The sequence below is a fragment of the Candidatus Wallbacteria bacterium genome, from assembly GCA_028687545.1.
Lineage (GTDB): Bacteria > Muiribacteriota > JAQTZZ01 > JAQTZZ01 > JAQTZZ01 > JAQTZZ01.
This window is the reverse complement of sequence record JAQTZZ010000020.1, coordinates 1-20838: the sequence shown is the minus strand read 5'-3', so window position 1 is coordinate 20838 and position 20838 is coordinate 1. Positions and strand designations below refer to the sequence as shown.

Sequence of the window (20838 nt, the reverse complement as noted above, 5' to 3'; positions counted from 1 at the left end):
AATCGTTTTTTTTGTTATTTACAGCCGCAGCTGCAGCCACATTCTTTGCCGAATTTCCCGGCCAGCACTTCAGCCATTTCCATGCCCACGCGGAACTGGCCTTCCACAGTCGTGGCGCCAAGATGCGGAGTTCCGATCACCTGAGGAAGCTCAAACAGCTTCCAGTTCTCGGGCGGCTCTTTCTCGTAAACATCTATTGCCGCGCCTGCGACCTGTCCGGCTTTGATTGCCTCATAAAGATCGTTTTCATTGATGATCCCGCCGCGGGCGCACTGGATGATCCGGACGCCCTTCTTCATCATCGCGAATTTGTCTTTGTTCAGGAAATACTTTGTCTCATTGGTCAAAGGAAGATGCAGGGAGATATAGTCTGAATTTTTCAGAAGCTCTTCCCAGCTGACAAGTTTGGTATTCGGCAGATCCGTCTTTTTAACAAATGGATCATAAGCCAGTACTTTCATGCCAAGGGCTGCGGCGCGTTTAGCCACTTCAGACCCTATGCGGCCGATCCCCAGAAGTCCCAGGGTTTTCTGATAAAGCTCATAGCCTTTGAAGGCTTTCTTTTCCCATTTGCTCTGCTTCATCAAAGCTGTGGCCTGGGGGATTTCCCTGGCCATCGCGAACATGTAGCCGATGGCGAGTTCAGCGACAGAAATCGAGCTGGCGCCCGGGGTATTGAGCACTTCAATCTTGTTCGCCTTCGCTGCTTCCTTGTCTATATTATCTGTGCCCACACCGCCCCTGAAGATCACTTTGAGCTTCTTGCCGGCATTGATCACATCCTTAGTGACTTTTGTGGCTGAGCGGACAATCATTATTTCATAGTCAGAAATGATCTTGAGTAATTCGTCTGGAGTGATTCCACCCTTGTCTGAGACTTCGAAACCGCTCTGTTTCATCTTTTCCACAGCTTCCTTGGCAATCGGATCGCAGATCAGAATTTTCATTTGCCCCCCAGAAAAAAAATTAGGCCGTGCACCTGCCCTCGACAGGACCATCCGGTCGTAACCCTGGCAGCCAGCTCCAGCCAGGCAACCCTGCGGCACCCGGAGTGACTTGTTTACCGCTGCTTCCTTCCGGACCTGACGGGGTTCACAAGGCTCCGCTGCGCAAGACCTGGCCTTCAACGCCACTTTCCAGAGGCAGCACCAAACAATGCGAGCCTCAAACAGGCTTCACCCTTGCTATAGCGGGTTGCAAGTTACAGGGCACCGCTACCTCCCCGGTTAGCACAGCCGGAATCAGTATAACAGAATGAAAACTGCATTCATAATTGGTAATCCGGTCCCTGAAAATTAAGTCCACACCGGCTTTATCCGATATCAATCATAAATTCAGGTAAAAAAAAAGAGATGAAAACACAACTAATTCTACTGATCCTGATTGCAGCCTGCGGTCTTTGCCTGGCTGCTGATCCATCAGCTTCGAGCGTTCTTCCAACCGGATATGCGCCGAAGAATCCTGATCTAGCACTGACCCAGGACGGCACGATTGAGCTGGTGTTTGAAAGCAGCAAAGGCACTTCAGCCCAGGAAATCTTTTTTACCGAAAGCACCAATGAAGGCCGCACCTGGTCTACGCCTGTGCCGATCTCCATCGATGACAGCCATTCAGCCGCCAAACCCAGGATTGCCGTCTATCAAAATGAAGCACATGCCATCTGGCAGGAAAAACCGGGTAATGTTTATGAAATATATTACAGCAGAAAATCTGGCATTGGTTCTTCCTGGACTGCACCGGTGATAGTATCGAATACCGATGAAGTCACCTCCCAGAATCCTGGAATCGCTGTTTTCCGGAAAAACGTGGCCAATAATGTCTGCGTAGTCTGGGAAGATTCGAGGAACGGCGGCATACCGGAAATCTATTACAATCAATTCAATCACCTGGAGGATGTAACAGTACCAAACCCCCTGCCGAACAAAATCAGACTGTCACAGGTGAACGGTTCCCCTTCCACTGCACCGGCGATCACAGCAGACCTCTCTTCAAACCTGAGCTGTTTTCATGTCGCCTGGACCGACAACCGCAGCGGGCAGAATGAGATTTATTACAGTTCAATCGGCGGCAGCGTCCTGATCGAAACCATGATCAGCACCGACGACTCGGCTGTCTCTCAATTTCCGTCGCTGGCGGCTTCCAGCAGTTCCCTGCAGATTGTCTGGGACGATTACAAATACTTTGGCTTGAACGGTACCGATCTTTTCACCAGGAGTTATTCTCTCACCGGAGTTGCCGGCCAGAAGCAGGAACTCGTGAAAAATACCGCCAATTCCACCGCTTCTTCGATCATCTCCGACAAGGATGGAAATTTCCATCTTGTGTGGCAGGATGACAGAAACGGTAATTATGAAATCTACTATATGAAAAAGGATAATGTCGGCTGGTCCTCACAGATCAGGCTGACCCAGAATTCCGAAAATGCCACTCATCCGGTCGCAGTGGCGGCACCATATCCGACAGAAGCCGGGACATATCCAAGCTTTGCCGGAACCGGTGTCTACATCGTCTGGCAGGAAAGCTCCAACCTTTATTACATCCATCTTCCGGCCGGCGGCGCATCAGTGAATACCCCGACAGCAGTGATCAACCCATTGAATGGTGAAACTGGAATCGCCCCGGCTGTGATCCCCTCGGCAACATACACCAGGGAACTGGATGTGGCAACAGTCACCGCCAACACGGTAAAACTTTTCGAAGACACTTCCAGCGTACAGGTAAATGGCGCTGTTTCACTCAGCACGGACAAGAAAAAAATCAGTTTCTATCCGCAGACTACCCTAAAGTATGGCACAACCTATCGCTTCGAACTCACATCAGCGATCACAGACACCCAGGGCAACATGTCTGTCGCTTATGTGTGCCGCTTCACCACAGTGTCGCCTGAAGCCGGACAGCCAGGTCAGGGGTTGAAACTCTCCGCAGTCAAACCATACCGCCAGGGCACAAGCATCGCCTTCTCCTATAAACTGAATTTTGACCCTGCAGACAGCATCACTTCAGTGATCATCAAAATCTACAGCATGAATGGCAGACTGATGAAAAAGATCGATAATGCCGATAAGGTTGGGGTTGAATGTACTACAGTCTGGGACGGCGTCAACCGTTTCAATGACCGGATTGCGAACGGCATCTATTTCTACACGATCAGCGCCAGCACGGACAGTGGCAAGCACGACGAATACAAGGGAAAATTTCTGGTGGCCGATTGAGGAAAAAATGCAGAAACTGCTAGTTATATCCATTTTGTTTAGCTTGACTCTCGCCGCGGTCGCCAGAGAGAGTAACGCCGAATACTTTGTCAAAACTCCCCAGGGAGTCAGGGCTCAATCGCTTGGCAATGCGGTCACGGCAATCTCAGACGATCCGCTCTGCGTGTACTGGAATCCTGCAGGCATCGCCCTGTCCAGGGAAATGGACCTCTCCAGCTGTCATTCTCAGAAAATGGGGAATGCATATACCAATGATTACCTGGTTTATCTATATCCTTTTCAGAAGCATGGCACACTCGGGCTTTCATATTTCAATCAGACTGTCGACGATATTACTGTGCTCGGGACAAATCCAAACCTGGCCGGCACTGTCAAGGACGACCAGCACGATTTTGTCCTCAGCTATGGCTACACTGCCAACGATCACTTCTGCGTGGGTACCAACTTCAAGTATCTAGCGCAGAAGAATACAGTTACTGCCAGAGGCCTGGAATGCGATACAGGCTTGCTTTACAAAGGCAATCGTTACATCGATTTCGGCCTGACGATCGCGGACTGGTGGCCAACCAGCTTCACCTGGACAACAGGTAAAGAGGAATACATCCCGACTACGGTCAGAAGCGGATTCCTTTATCATTCTCCGCAGGAAAAGTTTAGAGCCGAGCTGGACGGCGAGTTCACTGCCGACCGGGACAGCGTTGCCAGGTTCGGCGGGGAATACAAAATGAATAATTTTCTGGCTCTGCGTGGAGGATATGAATTGGGTTACGGCGAAGGTGGCAATGTCTCACTCGGTTTCGGCCTGACTCATGAAAACTGGAAATTCGATTACACCTGGACCGATTCAGACCTTGGCAGTTCCAACCTGTTCGGAGCTACAGTCGCCTTTGACCATCCCCGCAGGAAAAAGCATGCTGAAAGATCCGAACAGCTGATCGGCTCGGAGCTTAACGAAATCAAGAAAGAAATGAGGGATGAGACTATCGAACAGAAGCCGGAAGCCTCTAAAACCACGATGGACGAGGTAATCGCCCGCTACAATCATTCCAACTATGTTTACAAAGACGCGGAAAACGCCAAAGCCGGCACATCCGAAGCAGCTGCAGTCTCGGAATCGGATCTCACTGCTCCAGGCAAAGAGCATTTCGATCTGGGCAATGTCTATTTATTGAGGAAGATGTACACCAAATCCATCGAAGAATACCTCAAGACTATCGAAACAGATCCTAATTTCGCCAAAGTCCACTTCAACCTTGCTGCCATATATCAGAAGATCGAAATGGATGAAAAATCCATCTATGAATACCGCTATGCTTTGAAACTCGAACCCGATAATCTGAACGCCCTGCTCGCACTTGGCAACCTTTATTACAACAAGGGGCAATCTGACAAATCAGTAATCTATTACAATAAGGTCATCATCCTGGCTCCGCAATCACTGCAGGCGGATGTGGCGCGGAAACGCCTGGGAAATCTCTAAAAACCCATTTTGATTCTGTAACAATCTTTTTACTCCTATTTTGCTCATTTTCTCGACTTTCCACAGTAAAATCTAATCATGGAAATTGTTAGAACTCAAAACAATCTGGGGGGGTATCATGCTTGACCTTGAATTCAGAACCAAAAAATCTGTTTGCCTGGAGACCTTGCTGGATCTGCAGGATTTTGCTCTGGACTCCTGGTTGAGCGGGATTGTGAATAAATCCCTTTCACAATCCGGCAGGCTCTGCAGGAGCCTGAAAAAACTGGACCTCAGCTGCGGAAAATCCGGGAATCGGTTGCTCTCACATCTGGAAATACTGATTAAACATCTGAATCACGATTTCAGAAGCTGGCTATCAAAAAAATTTACCCCGCTTGACTCACGTCTGCCGAACGATACTGTGCAGATCTATCTGGAATTCATCTACAAATATCGAAAAGCCTCCCTGAATTCAGTGAACAGCGATGATCTGGAACTTTTCTTCAAGACCTTTCTGAAACGGAAAGCTGAAGACCCGGGAGACCATCAATGGCCCCAGGCGATTACATTATTGCACCGCTACCTGCAGGAAATAGGCTATCTGAGAGACGATCTTTTTTTTCAGGAAATAGATCAGGCCCGGGAAAACCTCAGCCGCAGAGCAATCGCCAAACGGATTGTATTCATGATTGAGCCAGGCAGAAATCCGGTTTTTGCAGCTTGAACGGTATCATCCAATAATTCGCGGTCTGATCCGGCGGTCATCGCCAGTCTGATTCCTTTACAAAATGGTTTGAATACCGGCTTGCTTTTATCCTCTACTCTGGGTAAATTTTAGGTGCAGGGGCGCCGCATTGCCGCGCCCGTTTTGATGCCGGAGGGAGAAGTGATGGTCAACTACAAAGACAGCGGTGTGGATATTGACAAGGCTGACCGGGCCATTGACGGGATCATGAATCTGGTCAAGAAAACCATGAATCGGAATGTGATCAGCGGGATCGGCGGCTTCTCCGGATTATACCGCGTACCGGGCACAAAAAAGGTCGTGTCAGCCGGAATCGACGGGGTTGGCACCAAGCTCAAACTGGCTTTTGCCATGAAAAAACACGATACGATCGGGATCGACTGCGTGGCCATGAACGTGAATGACGTGCTCACCAGCGGGATCCTGCCGCATATTTTTCTAGATTATTACGGCTGTGGAAAACTGAACGAAAAAAACTTCAGCCAGGTGTTGACCGGCATAGTAGAAGGCTGCCTGCAGTCGGACGCAGTGCTGATCGGCGGAGAAACCGCGGAAATGCCCGGATTCTATCCTGACGATGAATACGATCTGGCCGGCTGCGCCATCGGCATTGGTGATAAATCTGAAATTCTAAACCACTCTAAAGTCAGGCAGAACGATATTGTGATCGGGATTCCATCAACAGGATTCCACTCCAACGGTTTTTCACTCGTACGCCAGGTGCTAACAAAAAAAAAGCTTAGACTGGATCAGAAAATAGGAGCAGTCACTCTGGGCGAAGCTTTGCTGAAACCCACCAGGATCTATGTACCGGAAGTCAAAAAAATCCGCAAAGCCGGCCTCCCGATCAAAGCCATGGTTCATATCACTGGCGGTGGATTTTATGAAAATATCCCCAGAGTAATTCCCGGAAAGCTGGGCGTCCTGATCAGGAAATGCCAGCCGATTCCAGAAGTGATCAGCCTGATCCAGAAAAAGGGAGATATTTCTGAGCGGGATATGTACAGGACCTTCAATATGGGAATCGGCTTCATGCTGATCTGCGATAAAAAAATCGAGAAAAACATCCGTAAGCTGATTCCTGATTCCCTCAAAATCGGTGAAATCGTAAGCGGCGGCGGGGTCACAATATGTTGAGTCTCGGAGTGCTGGCATCCGGCCGGGGCAGCAATTTTCTCTCGATCCTGGATCAGATTGACGAAGGCAGCCTGAAATGTAAGGTCAAAGTTTTAATCTCGGATAAATGCGACGCTAATGCCCTGGTAATTGCAAGAGAACACGGTATTTCTTCAATTTTCATCGATCCCGGCAGATTTCAAAAGCGCGCCGGATTTGAAGCCGCAGTTGTTGAAAAGCTGCGGGAATTTCAGGTTGAATTAGTGATTCTGGCCGGATTCATGCGCATAGCGGGAAAAACACTGCTGTCGGCTTTCCCCGATAAAATCGTGAACATACATCCGTCGCTGCTGCCATCATTCCCCGGTCTCCTTGCGCAGCGTCAGGCTCTGGAATACGGCGTCAAAATTTCCGGCTGCACAGTCCATTTTGTTAATTCCGGGGTCGATTCAGGTCCAATCATTCTGCAGAAAGCAGTACCGGTTCTGGAGGGTGATACCCAGGAGTCCCTGTCTGAGCGTATTTTAGCCGAGGAACACAAGCTCTTTCCCGAGGCTCTTTCCCTGCTGGCTGAAAAACGGGTTAAAATCAGGGGCAGGGTTGTCAGTATAATTCCAGGGAGGACTTCTTGAAAAAAGAACGTTGGGTCCTGATCTCTGTCTGGAATAAAGACGGCCTGGAGCCACTTCTGAAATCTCTGAGTCACCATGGTTATGAATTCATTTCCAGTTCAGGAACCGCAGATTACATCAAGAAAATGAAATACAAAGTCAGGAAAGTCGAAACCGTCACCGGCTATCCGGAAATTCTTAACGGGCGGGTGAAAACGCTGCACCCTAATATTCACGGCGGCATCCTGGCTCCCCGCACTCCAGAAGCATTGTCTGAAATCAAAGACCAGGGTATCACTCCGATCGAGATGGTGATTGTGAATCTCTATCCATTCTGGGAATATAAAAATAAAGGCCTGAACGACAAAGAACTGATCGAATACATAGATATCGGCGGCCCCGCCATGCTGCGTGCAGCAGCCAAGAATTACCATTTTGTCCTGCCTGTTCCGTCTCCGCAATTTTACGAAGAACTGATTAAGGAGCTGGACGCGCACGGTGGTGAACCAGGTGAGGATTTCCGAAAGAAGATGATGGCGGAAACCTTCAGCCTCACTTCTGCTTACGATGGTATGATTGCAGGACATTTCTCGAGCGACAGGTTTCCTTCCTGCTTTGCACTTTGCGGGAAACTGGTGCAGACCCTGCGTTACGGCGAAAATCCTCATCAGGGAGCGGCACTGTATAAAACCTCGGGGGGAATTCCAACCTTCGAAAAGCTTCAGGGTAAAGAACTGTCTTACAACAACATTCTGGACCTGGACGCCTGCGTGAGGCTTTATAAAACATTCTGCAACGATCAACGCTGTTTCACTGCGATCTTGAAACACAACAATCCCTGCGGTCTGGCGCTGGCCGACGATCCGGTGGCCTCTTACCGCGGCGCGCTTTCAGGAGATCCTGTTTCCGCATTTGGCGGAATCGTGGTTTCAAACCGGGAAATCGCTAAAGAGACTGCTTCTGAAATGAAAAAACTGTTCCTTGAAATAATTCTGGCTCCTGGCTTTTCCAAAGATGCTCTGGAAATCCTTAAAAGCAAAAAAAATCTGCGCCTCCTGTGTTTCGATCCGCATCTGATACCACATGGGATACCGGAAATCAAAAGTGTAAATGGCGGATTCCTGGTCCAGGATGAAAACGAGGAGTTCAGCAGCGAATTCGAATTTGTCACTGAGATGAAACCAGCGGGTGTGGATCTGGAAGAGCTGATTTTCGCCCAGCGCATTGTCAAGCATCTCAAGTCCAATGCAATTTCCATTACAAAGGAGCATATTCTTCGCGGAGCGGGAATGGGGCAGGTTTCCAGAGTGGATGCTGTACAGCTTGCTCTCAGCAAGGCTGCGGAAAAAGCGAAGGGTGCCTATCTCGCATCAGACGCCTTCTTCCCGTTCCCGGACTGCCTGGAACTGGCTGCCAAATCCGGAATCAGGGCCGTGATCCAACCCGGTGGATCAGTAAACGACAACGAAGTAGTGGAAAAAGCCAATGCCCTCGGCCTGATCATGGTATTCACAGGCCAGCGGCACTTCTGGCATTAGGTGCTGTTACACAATCTGAGCGCAGCGAAGATTTTGTTACAGCACATTATCCCCGCAGTCCTTTAGGACGGAGTGGGACTAAGGAGGTCTGATGTTAACTGAACTTCTGAAACATTTGAACGGAAAAAAATTCAATCAGAGAATTCCTGGATTCTGGAGAACCCTGTCCGGGATTTCAGACAACTCTCCTGCCATTGAACATTACACCAGACAGATCGAATCCATCCTGAAAAAAGACCTGAAGCGGCCCCATTATAAAAACACGGAATTAAAACTGATCCAGCTTTTTCTCCAGCATTTCACTTCCTATGATGAAATTCCAGGAACTCTTCTGCGTACGATTTCCATTCTCCCGCTTTTCTCCTCCTGCGGATTCAATTCCATCATGCTGCTGCCGCATTTTCTGCGCAGTGAAAAATTCAAAAAGGGAGACCGCGGTTCACCCTATTCGGTAAAAGATTACTACACCATTGACCCCCTGATGAACGAACTCTCTGATTTTTCCACAGACAACCTGTTTGCAGCTTTTGTGGAAGCGAGTCACAGGCTGGGCATCCAGGTTTTTCTGGATATGGTGCCAAGAACTGCCGCCAGGGACTCATTCTGGATTCTGGAGGATCCGGACTGGTTTTACTGGGTGAAGCCTGAGCACTGCGACAGGCTGATCGAACTCCTGCAAACCGAGATCGACGGAATTCCACCTTTAGCCACACTGACACGGGAATATGGGAAAATGATGGTTGAAAACCTGCCTGTCACTGAAATTGCACATTTGTTTTCGCATTCTCCAAAACATCTTTACCCGGAACGCTGGGAGAATTTCAAAAAGCATAATCTTAAAAATCACGATTTTCTGGATGAACTGGAACGCGAATTTCACCTGATCACTCCTCCCTGCACTTCCGATTGTGCAAATGATTCCCAGCCCCCCTGGCTGGACGTCACGCCATTGAGGCTTTACCAGGACTATGATCCGGATTTTTACGAAGTGCTGGGGAGAAACTTCCTGGAAAAAAGTGCTCCTTTCTTCATTCAGCCTGTATTGAAGGCATCCAATTTCAAAGGGAGCATCCCGATGCGCGACCTCTGGCAGAAAATCGCGGGAGTCTGCGGTTATTATGCTGACAAATTTCAACTGGACGGAGTGCGTGGAGACATGTTCCACGCCCTTCCTGGTGAACTGATCGAGCTGATCACAAAAGCAGTTCCAGAAGATTTTGTCCTGATCATGGAAAATTTGAACAACAAAGACGGTGACGAACTTTCAGTCCGTCACAATTTCGGATTTTATTCAGGTAATCTTTTTTCAGTGGTAAATGAAACCGCGGAAAACATGGAATATTTTCTCAACGAAACAGCAGAATTTAAAACCTCCATCCTCGCCATGCCTGTAATCGGTGACTCTCCCCCTTTATTCTCCAGAGGATCTGAGCTGGCGAAATTCCAGATCACCCAATCAGCCTTTATCCCCAATTCCGCCTTCGGCCTGACTGCAGATACTCTGCTGGAAAATGATCTTCCACTCAACTTCGGACTGGGATTTTCCAAGGAAATGCAGGAGGAGTTTCTGGAGAAAATGGATAAGGCAGGCCGCAAAATAGCTTATTTTAACCATGATTTTCTGACCGACTGCTGGGACAGAATGTCGAATCAGAAGCTTGAGTTCGTGCAGCAGCTCATTTCCACCCGGGAAAAAATCTTCGGTTCAGCTGACTGGGAACTCTTATCCACGGACAGGGATGATGCATTTCTCTCTTACAGACTGCGTTCCGGAAAAAAAGAAATCACGGTCTTCGCCAATTTTCCGGGTGGAAAAACCCAGGTACTGGTCTGTCCGGCTGGGAAAAAAGTGGATACTCTGTTTAACAGCACACTGCGAGGCGATAAAATCACACTCAAGTCTCCGGGAATCGCGATCATAGAGGAAAGATAAAACTTCCGGCTATTTTACTGTCTGAAGTTTATTGTCTACCCATCCCGTGTAGCCGTCTGTGATGTTGATCACGTTTTTAAATCCAAGTCCCTGCATGATCCTGGCAGCTTCCCCGCTGCGGGCTCCTTTTTTACAGTAGACAAGGTATGTCCTGGCATGGTCCAGAGTGGCAAGCCTCTCGGAAAAATCGGCTGCGTAATAATCCAGATTTACAGCTTTTTCCAGATGTCCGTCTGAAAATTCCTTGCCTGTCCTCACATCCAGGATCACGAACTCAGGCTTGTCTTTGTTGGCTGTGATCATATCCGCGGCATCTTTGGCTGAAATGTTCTTGAATTTTTCTCCCGCTGTCCCGCTGAAGAAGGCTTCCTTGATCATGGAGATTTCAAGCTCCAGGGTGATGCCTTTTCCAACGCCGAACGCAGTTTTTCTTGGTTCGTCAGGCAGAAGTATTAAACGAGCCTCATCGTTGAAAGTGGTCCTGGTCTTTTTCTCCTCATTCACCATCCAGAGCGTCAGTTTCAGGTCCACAGCTTCGCCCAGCCGCCTGGCTTCCAGCTCGAAAGTCAGGTCGCCGGTACTGTCATTGACCTGAAAATTTCCCTTCTCTCTCTCGCCCGCAAATACTTTCTGCTGAGATATTTCCCGAATGGCTCCATTCTTACTCTCTGAAATTTTCAGACTGATGGGAACTGCCTCCCCCGTATTTTCTGTGTCAAGACGCGAATCCCATGGGCTAGGGCATTCATAACAGTTGAAAGTGGTGTAAATTTCCAGCTGATAGATTTTCAGCCCTGTCTTATAAAGTTCGATTTTTTTTGTCTCGCCACGGTAGGCAAAAAGCGAAAATTGGGTGCTGAAGTTGTCGCTTCCTTTATAACGGACATAGAATGATCCTTTGAGGATTTTCTTGGCATTATCAACAACAACTATGCCTCCGGTCACTTTGCAGCAGTAATTGACCTTTCCGTCCTGTGAAGTCAGCTCGATTCCTGATTCCTGGCCGGGAATAGCATGCAGTTCCGTCTCAAAAAGGGATTCAACCTTCTGTTTTTCCAGATCCAGGCAGTTTAATTTCAGGTTGTAGACCAGTTGTCCGAGATAAAAGTTTTCGACTGTATCGAGAGCCGAAACTGAAAAAGTTATGGCTAAAAGGAAGAGGCAGACGGTGAACTTCATGATTTTCCTCCGTGTATGTTTTTAGCATGATAAGTCTGCGGATGAATGATTTCAAATTGCTCTATTGCCAAATCAAATGGCTTGATTTAATATTGGTTTCATGAAAGCACTGCTGTTTTTGATCTTTTTGGTGTTGCCATTCATACTCCATGCGGATTCCCAGGATTTTATTTCTGTCAGCGAAGTGCTGCCTGAGATGCAGGGAATTGCAAAGACAGTGTTTGAAGGCACCGCGATTCAGAGCTTTCCGATCAAAGTACTGGGCGTTCTAAAGAACAACAAGTTTTCGGATAACCTGGTGATCAACGGAGAATCAGTTCTGATTCAGGCTTCCGGACCGCTGATCGACAAGAGCGGCGGCATCGCGGCCGGCATGAGCGGGGCTCCGGTTTATATTAAAAACAGGCTGCTGGGCGCACTGTCTGCCGGCTGGACACTGGCTGATCATACAGTAGGCCTGGTGACTCCTATCGAAGACATGATGAAGCTGACTTATCCACCATACATGGAAAACGGGAAGAGTTCCGGCGAAGTCGGGCTGCTTGAGCCTCCTGTTAAAATCAAGGGGAAAACCTATGGAAAGCTCGAACTGGTCAGACAAGTCCCCGCCACTGCAGCAGAAGGCGTCCTTTATTTTTATTACGCCGGATCTCCACTGATGGTGCAGGGTTTGCGGTCAAATCTGATCAAGGTGGCCGGACAACTTTTTCCAGTCTTTCCGTCAGCAACCGCTTACAGTTCGGACAAGACCAAGCTGGTGCCGGGTGCCGCTCTTGGGGTACAGATCGCCAGGGGTGACATCAACATCACCACGCTCGGAACACTCACCTACTATGACGAGCAGCGCAATCTGATCCTGGCATTCGGACATCCTTTCCTGCACAAGGGAGAAGTCGACTATTTCCTCTCTGATGCTTATATTTACCATTCGTTTTCCAGTATCGACATGCCATTCAAAGTGGGTTCCCCGCTGGAACTGATCGGCAGGGTCTGCCAGGACAGGCAGCAGGGTATAGTCGGACTGGTTGGAGAAAAACCGAGGACCATCCCGGTCAAATTCCAGGTCAAAGACCTTGACCAGAATTTAACCCGCCAGATCAACGTGGATATAGTTTCTGATACCCAGCTGCTCTCGGATGTGCTGAACGCCATGGTCAAACAGGCTCTTGACGAGACAGTAAACTACATCGGTCCCCTGAGTGTTGAATCCTACTTTACGATCGGGTATTCAGTAGCCGGCGGAAGCTCGGCTCTTAAATACAGCAATCTCTATTACAGCGATAATCTAAGCGACACTCTCTGCCAGGACCTGCTGGCGACCGTAGGCCTTCTTACTGAAAATGAATTCAAGCCTGTCAAAATTCAAAAAATCGACTGGCAGCTTTCTATTACCAAGAAAAAACGCACTGCCAGGATCACCAATGTGAAATTCCCTTCCAGAAATGTGATTGCCGGTGAAGTGATCGGTCTGAACGTTACCATCAAGCCGTTCAGAGCCAATGAATTCGTCAAGACTGTCTTCCTTAAACTCCCTGAAGACACCAGCGGAAGCCTCAATGTTGCCGTACGCGGCGGGAAAAACTATCGCAGCAGCACAGACGACAAGGAAAATTTCGGATCTTTCGAAGAAATCGTGCAGAGTGCCGAGCAGTACCCAAAATACAACGATATCGTGGTTTCATGGAGCGTCCCGAAAGACGAAGGGGACACAGGGGAAATCCAGAACAGTGCGGTAGAACCGGCCCCGAACAGTTCCAACAAAGTCATCAGCACTGAGTATGTGCTGGATGGATATTTCGAGAACCTGCTCATTTTCAATGAAGTTCATTGATGTTCCCGACTTTTTAAGAGAAACCGGCGATCTGGTGCAATTCTGTTCCAGGACGCTTGCCAGTTTCAGCCAGATCAAGACCTACCATTTTTCCTTCTTGAGCCTCCTGGTCGAAGAATGTTACCGTCTGGGTGTACAATCGCTCCCCCTGATCATCATTACCGGAACTTCCACCGGCATGGTGCTTGTATTTGAGATCGCATACCAGTTCCAGAAATTCGGGGCATCCAACTATATCGGCGGTGTAGTAGCTGTAGCGCTGGCGCGGGAACTTTCGCCGGTGCTGGCTGCGATTGTGGTGAGCGGTCGTGTCGGATCGTCAATTACAGCGGAAATCGGAAGCATGAAAATTTCCGAGCAGCTGGATGCGCTGGAAGCGCTTGGCATCGATCCATATTTTTATCTGCTGCTGCCAAGACTCGTGGCACTAACCATTGTCCTGCCGCTTTTAACCATTTTCACTGACCTGGTCGGATTCCTCGGAGGATTGCTGGTGGCAGTTTATCAGCTCCACATTTCCTTCAGAACTTTTTATGATTCCATCCTCCAGCATCTCTTGACCAATGATTTTCTGTCCGGCCTTTTTAAAGCCGTTTTCTTCGGCTTCATCATCGCCGCCTACAGCGGATGGAGAGGCCTGAAAGTAGAAGGTGGAGCGCTGGGTGTAGGGCATGAAACCACTAAAGCCGTAGTACTGGCCATTATGACTATCCTGGTTTCAGATTACCTGCTCTCCATTTTCTGGCAGAATGCCTATAACATTTGGCTGAGTCTCTGAATTGAGTTAAAATGACTTGAATAGAATTCGGAAAAGGAGGTTTCATGAAAAAGGCAATTCTGCTTTTGGTTTTTTCAGCTCTTCTATCTGCATGCGGTCCTTCACTTCCCACCGGAATCGACCTGGCAGTCAAGTTGCTGAATACTGATGCCGCCAATGCGAAGACCCTCAAAGACAAAGCGGGTGACTCTCTGCTTGATTTCAGGGGGGTGGTGAACAGCAAACAGGATTTATCTGAATACTGGTATGTACTGGTAAATTTCAGGGATCTGGCACAGCCACCCAGGGTATATACCATCAGGGTATATTTCAAACCTGCCGAAAATGCCAAAATCCAGTTGCTGAACATCGGCGACAAGATCAATTTTAAGGCTAAAATCTCTGACCCGGCTATCGAAGGCTCGGTCAATGAGGATTATCTGACATTCTATCGGGCCGAACTGACCAAATAAGGTGACGATGTCTTTCAAGGCTACAGGCAGAAATTCCCAGATTCCGCTCCTGATTCTGGATACGATTGCTTTCTGCGAACTTTCCTGCATCATGTGTCCGCAGAGCAAGCCTGACCCGGATCAGGAGTATCGCCGGGGGATCATGGATTTTTCGCTTTATAAAAAAATCATGGATGAACTGACTACAGGCTTTCAAAAGGTCAATGCAATTCTCCCGTTCTGGAACGGGGAAGGACCTCTGCACCCTGAATTCAAAAAAATGGTGGAATATGCAGCAGAACGAAACAATCGCAACAAGGGTTTCAACGTATTCTCCCTGCATACCAATTTTAACAGCCTGAATCAGGAATTACTCAAGACTATGATCGATTCAAGGATTTTCGGGCCAATCACCCTCTCGTTCGACGCGCTGACTGAGGAAACATACCGCAAGATCCGGATTGGCGGGGACTTTAACCGCGTGATGAATAACATCCATTTCTTTCTGCAATACAGGAAGCTTAGAGGACTTCAATATCCCTCCCTGATCTTCCAGTTCATAGTGATGCCCGAGAACAGTCACGAAGCCGTCCCTTTCAGGGATTACTGGGAGAATGTACTGAAAAATCTCGCTCTGCCCTATAAAATCGGCTTTGATGACACTCTGCACATGGATTGCGACACGATTTTTTTCCGCCGCATGAATGTAGATACTGACCAGGATCAGAAAAGAGCCGAAGATCTGCATAAGTCGGTGTTGATTGAACTGGGTCTGTGGAAAGAAGAGACTGAACGGGCGATCCAGTCCGACGAGTTCAGGGTCGAGAGCCAGTTGAACATTTTTACCGGGAAAAAAGCCGTGCGCAGGCCATGCGTCGGGCTGTGGCAGCATTTCGGCGTGCGCTATGACGGAGAAGCGTCAGCCTGCTGCACTGACTTCAAAGCCAGACAAAAGCTTGGAAACGTTAAAGATTCGGGGATCTGGGCCATCTGGACCGGTGAACTGCTTGAACAATATCGGATCTGGCATATTCTGGGGGAATTCCATCGCATTCCGGTCTGCGCAGGGTGCAGGAATCAGGCCTTCCACTCCATTTCAGACGAAGAAATCACAGCCTATTTAAAAGACATTCAACGGGACGATCTGATCACAAAATATCTGGAAAGAGTAAAACAGTGACCTGCCACTTGTGTCATGCACCCAAATGGGTGGACTTGGTGTAGAACTGAATGATCTTGGGGATGGATTTCGCAAAATAGATGCTCATGATGGTGAAGACGATCAGCATCACTGAGAACATTTCCACCAGTTTTCTGCTGTTGACCGGTAAAGTATGGAGAACAGGCAGTAATTTGGTATAGAAATCTTCTTCCATATTGTCCTTGAGGTTCTTGGCAGCCTGCTGCTGGAAGTAGAAGAAGATGGAGAAATAAACTGCAGAACCGGAAAAAAGCACGAACGGATAAGTCACGTATTCCAAGGCGAAGAGCAGGAACACGATTGTCGCGGAAAGTGAAAACACGGTAAACACAAGGCTGAGCAGTCCTGAATAAAAGTACAGCTGGAGGTAATGGCCTTTTTCCTCCATTTTCCTGGTTTCCTTGACCTGGACAATTTTCAGCTGTTCCATGGCTTTATTGATCAGGGTCACCAGTTTGTAATAATCAACAGGAGTGAATTTGTAAAGAAAATAACCCCATTCCACCTGGATATCGCCCTTGTAATAGACCCAGATCTTGCCTTTGGCGAAGCCGTGGGCTTTGCAAAGCATCATGGATTTCTTCGAAACGCGTTTTTTGAGCTTTTCCTCGCCGTCCACCAGCATTTCATACAGCGAAGCCAGTTCACGTTCCGTAATATCAATGAACTTTGGTTTTTCTTCCTCGATCCAGTGGAACCGGAATTTATCCTGGTAGTTTTCAACTGAAAAACCGATTTCCTTATCTTCGACTGAAATTTTTTCGTCGTGGGTTACCATGGGAACAATTTACCTGTCTTTTGCTCAAAGGTCAACCATCAAACCAGCCCTGAAAAAATAATTGCTGCCCAAGTCTTTGGCATTTCAGGGAAACCTCTGATATAATCAAAAAAAAATTAGGCGGCTTGCATGTGGAAGCTTTTCACAGCTGTGTTTTGCAGCGTTTTCATGGCAGAACTCGGGGACAAGACGCAACTGGCGGCATTCTGTTTCGCGTCTGACAGCAGAAATTCAGCCCTGACGGTTTTTCTGGCGAGTTCCGCTGCACTGATACTTGCAACCGCGATCGGTGTTTTTGCCGGAAATCTGCTTTCAAGATACATCAACCCTGCTCTGATCCATAAACTGGGCGGTCTGCTTTTCATAATCATCGGCCTGCTGCTGCTCTTGAAAAAAAATGTCTGAAGTCAAGGAAACGAAAAAGATCGCCACTTCAGCCCTGATGGCCGCCCTGGCCGCTCTCCTGAACATGCTGACAGTTGTACCTGTAATCCAGCTGCTCGGCATTCTGCTCTGCCCTGTTCCTCTGACCTGGGTGGGATACCAGTATGGCATTAAATACCTGCTCATCTCGACTGCAGTCTCCACACTGCTCGTATTCCTGTTCATGGGTCCTGTGCAGGCTTATATTTTCTTCTCCCTTTTCGGCATCGTAGCAATCGTCACAGGCTATGCAGTTTATAAAAAATATTCTCCGGCCAGGACGATCATGGTCGGAACGCTTCTCCTGATGTTCTTCAACATCTTTTTCTATTATGGGGTGGAAAAAACCCTCGGTCTTGAGGATACTCTGGCGGATTTTTCCAAATCAAGCGATGCCTTTGTTCAAAAATTCGCGGATTACACCATGGCCCGTACCCCGCCAATTCAGCGGGAAGCTTTCATCATGTGGTGGAAATCATGTGTCAGGAAGCTCCTGCTCTTTCCCCTGACCCTGTTCACTTTCGCATCCTTTGCAGGCATTTACATCAACTATTTCGCGAGCAGCCTGGTTTTCATGAAGCTCGGCGCTCCGCTTCCACTGATCGAACCTGTTTTTTTCTGGCGTGCTCCCTGGTGGCTGGTGATTCCTTTTCTGCTGGTGCTTTCGGCCGGTTCCAACCGCTTCTTCAATCACACCGAATTTTCCGATGCTGTTTACTTTAACCTTAACATGATTTTCCTGTTTACCTATTTTTTTCTGGGTTTCGGAGTGGCGAATTTTTTCTTTTTCCGCTTCAATCTTCCGTGGTACATGAGACTGTTCGCACTGCCGTTCCTTTTCCGGTATGCCTGGATCACAGCATTCATCGGCCTGACTGATTGTTTTTTGAACTACAGGGATCTTCCGTCGGCCCCAGCTGCGCAGAAAAAAAAGCTTTACCGCAAAAAACGCTGAATCTTCGATTTGACAGAAAGCCGCATGTTTTGAGAATATAAGGGTGGCTAAACAGGAGGAACAACCCATGGAAATAGTCCCGCGCTCACAGCAGAAACCCTATCCTCAGATCTATCTGAAGGAAGCCCATTCTTCCCTGGAAATCATCGGCAGCAGCAACAGCCAGCTGAAAAAAGTCAGCATCCGCGAAATCACAATTCCACCGGGTAAAAAAATCCTCGCTCATTTTCACAAGGAAAACGAAGAAGTGTATTATCTGATCTTCGGACTGGTGATGGTGACAGTTGATAATGAGAGCATAGAGATCCGCCGCTTCGACGCAGTCCCTGTCTCAGCCGGACAGGTTCACAGCATCGAAAACAAAGGCAGCAGCGAAGCCGTGATCCTGGAAATCGGCAGCAGCTCAGCCTGGCAGGAAGACGTGCATTTCCCGAAATAGTCTAAGATAAATTGGAGATGCCATGCAGGCAAGGCGTATCAAAGCTTCGGTAGGGCTTGACAATAAAATCGTGCTTTATTTACCCGACATTGAACCAGGCGAAGTAGAAGTGATTGTTTTGAAAGAAGATAATGGTTCCAAAAAAATAAAATTGGGCAGCCTTCCAAAGCACCATTGTGGTGAAATCAAGTTGCCGCTCTGCAGAGAGCATATTTATAAAGATGAAAGATAAGCTGTTTCTCGATACCAATATTCTTGTTTATCTGGCCAACGAAGATGCGGACAATCATGAAGAAGTTAAAACAGCCTTCAGCAGAATAATGAAAGAAGCTGAACTGTGGATTTCGACTCAGGTATTGCGGGAATATGCAGTTGTCATGACAAGAACTGGATATCTCAAGCGTGCATTAAAACCGTCTGAAGCTGTGGAAGACATTGAAAAATGGCTGAAAATTTTCAAGATTGCCGGAGAAAGCCCGGAAACTACCGCTATTTTGCTTAACCTGATTAAGAAGTACGATCTGAAAGGCAAACGGATTCACGATGCCAATATCGTAGCTTCAATGATAGAAACAGGGATCAAGAAGATTTTCACTTATAATCGGGCCGATTTTGCAATTTTCAAGGAAATCAAGATAATTAAAAATTGAAATCGCGAATTTTGGCCAGTTCTCAAGTCATGCACATTTTAGTATTTCAAGTCGGCCACCGGCTGAGGCAATTTAAGGCAAAATTCAGACATATAGTGCCTGTTTTCCTTAGTGGTTTTATAGCATCCCTGGATGTGCTAAAAAATAAAATATAAGATTCAAATAATTTAACAAGATCCCATTTATACAAATATAAAATTCGCGAATGTTTTTCCTCTCCATGACAAGTAAGCACAAGAAAAATACTAAAAAAGTAAAAATTGCGGTGAAAAAAACCAATGGATTTTCATATAAAATCGGACGCGGAATATATGGATCTAAGAAATGAGTTAGAATGTTTCCCATCAATTGCGTTGTATAAATGAAATAGATAAATGAAAAAATGTTAGCAATGTTTACATAAAAAGAAATGGATTTGACAAAACTAATTTTTTTTCTAAGTAAAATTACTGCAAAGAAAAGTCCGATTGAAAGAATACTGAATAACACTTCTGCTATAACTGAGAAAAAGCAATAAGTGTCTACAACTCCCTCTACACCTAAGCTTGCAAAATTAAAACTATTTAAACAAGAGTAATTCAAAAATACATTGATGTAAATAAAATATCCTGCAAATAGTCTTAGAAAAAGCACTGAAACATCTGGATACTTTCGAAAACATTCAAGTACGAAAAAAAGAATCGCTAGTAAATAAACCATCCAGAACTTTTTAATAAAAAAATCAGAAGGAATTAATGATAAAAAAGTGTAAATTTTCAAAACCGGATACATATCAGTATTTTTACCAACAGCAAGTTTTACATCCAACAGATGAGAAAACAGCACAATATTCAGAATCAAGCTGATCCATCCGTAGGTCGAAAATCGATTTTTCTCAGTTGCTGCTAATGTTTCGCTCACTTACTTTCCTTTCCTCTATGATTACATTCATAAGTCAGTTGGAATATCGTATACAATCCAAGCGAACTGAAATATTTGAAGGATGAATTTGATTTTATACATTGCACCTGCCACTATGTTTACATTTTATTGAGATTGTCGAACATCTGTCAATCATAGTGGGCAACAAAAGCCAGACAGCCTCATTTTCTGTATCTGCTCGTTTTTTGAAATCCCTCTTAGCTGCACCCATATAATATCAGGGTCCCCTTTCAGGGGATTAAGAAGTTGTAAATCTTCGCTAAGCATAGAACCTCATGCAATGTCCTTTCGTTAGAGGTTCTTATCCTGAAATGATGTCAGTGCTCAGATTAACAACTTCTAAAGGTTGAGAGGGTCGCTCCAGACCTTGGGTAAAGACGCGGGAACCTTCTTAGTCAGGTAATCATTTCCGTTATCAAACAGATGGTAAGAACGAACTTTGAGCGAAGCACAATCCCGGCACGCCCCGCAAGAGGATTCAAGGGGACAGAGTCCCCTTGATTGGAGGGTTCGCCAAGAAAATATGGATGACCTCCTATAAACCTGGGACTGGTTACCCTATAAGTGTAAAGTAATAAACACTTACAAACAGGAGGCCATCAATGAAAAGGATACTACATGTAGGACTGGATGTC

At 47.0% G+C, this 20838-nt stretch carries 20 protein-coding genes and 1 other RNA gene; 16 read left to right on the top strand and 5 right to left on the bottom strand.

What is annotated here, in order from left to right; genetic code table 11:
* Nucleotides 1–14 precede the first annotated feature (14 nt).
* Nucleotides 15–947, bottom strand: a complete 933-nt coding sequence (locus PHW04_09950) for a hydroxyacid dehydrogenase (GenBank protein ID MDD2716206.1) — start codon at nucleotides 945–947, stop codon at nucleotides 15–17.
* A 24-nt stretch (nucleotides 948–971) separates the two neighbouring features.
* Nucleotides 972–1235: signal recognition particle sRNA large type (ffs, locus tag PHW04_09945), an RNA gene on the bottom strand.
* 117 nt (nucleotides 1236–1352) lie between these two features.
* Here ffs and PHW04_09940 point away from each other — a divergent pair.
* From PHW04_09940 to PHW04_09910, 7 genes are all read left to right on the top strand, one after another.
* The gene (locus PHW04_09940) at nucleotides 1353–3212 is read left to right on the top strand and encodes an Ig-like domain-containing protein (protein ID MDD2716205.1); all 1860 of its coding nucleotides are present in this window, start codon (nucleotides 1353–1355) and stop codon (nucleotides 3210–3212) included.
* Between the two features lie 7 nt (nucleotides 3213–3219).
* Nucleotides 3220–4692 carry a PorV/PorQ family protein gene (locus PHW04_09935; protein ID MDD2716204.1) on the top strand — a complete coding sequence of 491 codons (1473 nt, stop codon included), beginning with the start codon at nucleotides 3220–3222 and terminating at the stop codon, nucleotides 4690–4692.
* A gap of 118 nt (nucleotides 4693–4810) precedes the next feature.
* Entirely contained in the window at nucleotides 4811–5398 is a 588-nt protein-coding gene (locus PHW04_09930) for a hypothetical protein (protein ID MDD2716203.1), read from the top strand.
* 165 nt (nucleotides 5399–5563) lie between these two features.
* Nucleotides 5564–6556, top strand: coding sequence for a phosphoribosylformylglycinamidine cyclo-ligase (gene purM, locus PHW04_09925; protein MDD2716202.1), 993 nt, complete (start codon nucleotides 5564–5566; stop codon nucleotides 6554–6556).
* The gene (purN, locus tag PHW04_09920; GenBank protein MDD2716201.1) at nucleotides 6550–7167 is read left to right on the top strand and encodes a phosphoribosylglycinamide formyltransferase; all 618 of its coding nucleotides are present in this window, start codon (nucleotides 6550–6552) and stop codon (nucleotides 7165–7167) included. The genes purM and purN overlap by 7 nt, the downstream gene beginning before the upstream one ends.
* Nucleotides 7164–8684, top strand: a complete 1521-nt coding sequence (gene purH, locus PHW04_09915; GenBank protein ID MDD2716200.1) for a bifunctional phosphoribosylaminoimidazolecarboxamide formyltransferase/IMP cyclohydrolase — start codon at nucleotides 7164–7166, stop codon at nucleotides 8682–8684. The genes purN and purH overlap by 4 nt, the downstream gene beginning before the upstream one ends.
* A gap of 91 nt (nucleotides 8685–8775) precedes the next feature.
* Entirely contained in the window at nucleotides 8776–10617 is a 1842-nt protein-coding gene (locus PHW04_09910; protein MDD2716199.1) for a hypothetical protein, read from the top strand.
* A gap of 9 nt (nucleotides 10618–10626) precedes the next feature.
* Here PHW04_09910 and PHW04_09905 read toward each other — a convergent pair whose 3' ends face one another.
* Nucleotides 10627–11796, bottom strand: coding sequence for a rhodanese-like domain-containing protein (locus PHW04_09905; protein ID MDD2716198.1), 1170 nt, complete (start codon nucleotides 11794–11796; stop codon nucleotides 10627–10629).
* A 100-nt stretch (nucleotides 11797–11896) separates the two neighbouring features.
* On the opposite strand from PHW04_09905, the gene PHW04_09900 reads away from it, so the two are divergent.
* Genes PHW04_09900 through PHW04_09885 form a run of 4 tightly spaced genes read left to right on the top strand, consistent with a single transcriptional unit; the run spans nucleotide 11897 to nucleotide 16016 of the window.
* Nucleotides 11897–13627 carry a SpoIVB peptidase S55 domain-containing protein gene (locus PHW04_09900; GenBank protein ID MDD2716197.1) on the top strand — a complete coding sequence of 577 codons (1731 nt, stop codon included), beginning with the start codon at nucleotides 11897–11899 and terminating at the stop codon, nucleotides 13625–13627.
* Nucleotides 13614–14405, top strand: a complete 792-nt coding sequence (locus PHW04_09895; protein MDD2716196.1) for an ABC transporter permease — start codon at nucleotides 13614–13616, stop codon at nucleotides 14403–14405. Before PHW04_09900 ends, PHW04_09895 begins: the two co-directional genes overlap by 14 nt.
* A gap of 44 nt (nucleotides 14406–14449) precedes the next feature.
* Nucleotides 14450–14857, top strand: coding sequence for a hypothetical protein (locus tag PHW04_09890; protein MDD2716195.1), 408 nt, complete (start codon nucleotides 14450–14452; stop codon nucleotides 14855–14857).
* A 7-nt stretch (nucleotides 14858–14864) separates the two neighbouring features.
* Nucleotides 14865–16016, top strand: coding sequence for an SPASM domain-containing protein (locus PHW04_09885; GenBank protein ID MDD2716194.1), 1152 nt, complete (start codon nucleotides 14865–14867; stop codon nucleotides 16014–16016).
* Nucleotides 16017–16029: 13 nt separating this feature from the next.
* On the opposite strand, the gene PHW04_09880 is transcribed toward PHW04_09885, so the two are convergent.
* Entirely contained in the window at nucleotides 16030–16815 is a 786-nt protein-coding gene (locus PHW04_09880) for a hypothetical protein (protein ID MDD2716193.1), read from the bottom strand.
* Between the two features lie 129 nt (nucleotides 16816–16944).
* Here PHW04_09880 and PHW04_09875 point away from each other — a divergent pair, with 129 nt between their 5' ends.
* From PHW04_09875 to PHW04_09855, 5 genes are all read left to right on the top strand, one after another.
* On the top strand, nucleotides 16945–17220 hold the full coding sequence (locus PHW04_09875) for a TMEM165/GDT1 family protein (protein ID MDD2716192.1): 276 nt from the start codon (nucleotides 16945–16947) through the stop codon (nucleotides 17218–17220).
* Complete coding sequence (locus tag PHW04_09870) at nucleotides 17213–18193, top strand: DUF2232 domain-containing protein (GenBank protein ID MDD2716191.1); 981 nt, start codon at nucleotides 17213–17215, stop codon at nucleotides 18191–18193. Before PHW04_09875 ends, PHW04_09870 begins: the two co-directional genes overlap by 8 nt.
* Before the next feature lie 67 nt (nucleotides 18194–18260).
* Complete coding sequence (locus PHW04_09865) at nucleotides 18261–18632, top strand: cupin domain-containing protein (GenBank protein MDD2716190.1); 372 nt, start codon at nucleotides 18261–18263, stop codon at nucleotides 18630–18632.
* 22 nt (nucleotides 18633–18654) lie between these two features.
* Nucleotides 18655–18864 (top strand): hypothetical protein, encoded by a 210-nt coding sequence (locus PHW04_09860; GenBank protein ID MDD2716189.1) that lies wholly within the window; start codon nucleotides 18655–18657, stop codon nucleotides 18862–18864.
* The gene (locus PHW04_09855; protein MDD2716188.1) at nucleotides 18854–19282 is read left to right on the top strand and encodes a PIN domain-containing protein; all 429 of its coding nucleotides are present in this window, start codon (nucleotides 18854–18856) and stop codon (nucleotides 19280–19282) included. The genes PHW04_09860 and PHW04_09855 overlap by 11 nt, the downstream gene beginning before the upstream one ends.
* 117 nt (nucleotides 19283–19399) lie before the next feature.
* Here PHW04_09855 and PHW04_09850 read toward each other — a convergent pair whose 3' ends face one another.
* On the bottom strand, nucleotides 19400–20182 hold the full coding sequence (locus tag PHW04_09850) for a hypothetical protein (protein MDD2716187.1): 783 nt from the start codon (nucleotides 20180–20182) through the stop codon (nucleotides 19400–19402).
* Nucleotides 20183–20838 lie beyond the last annotated feature (656 nt).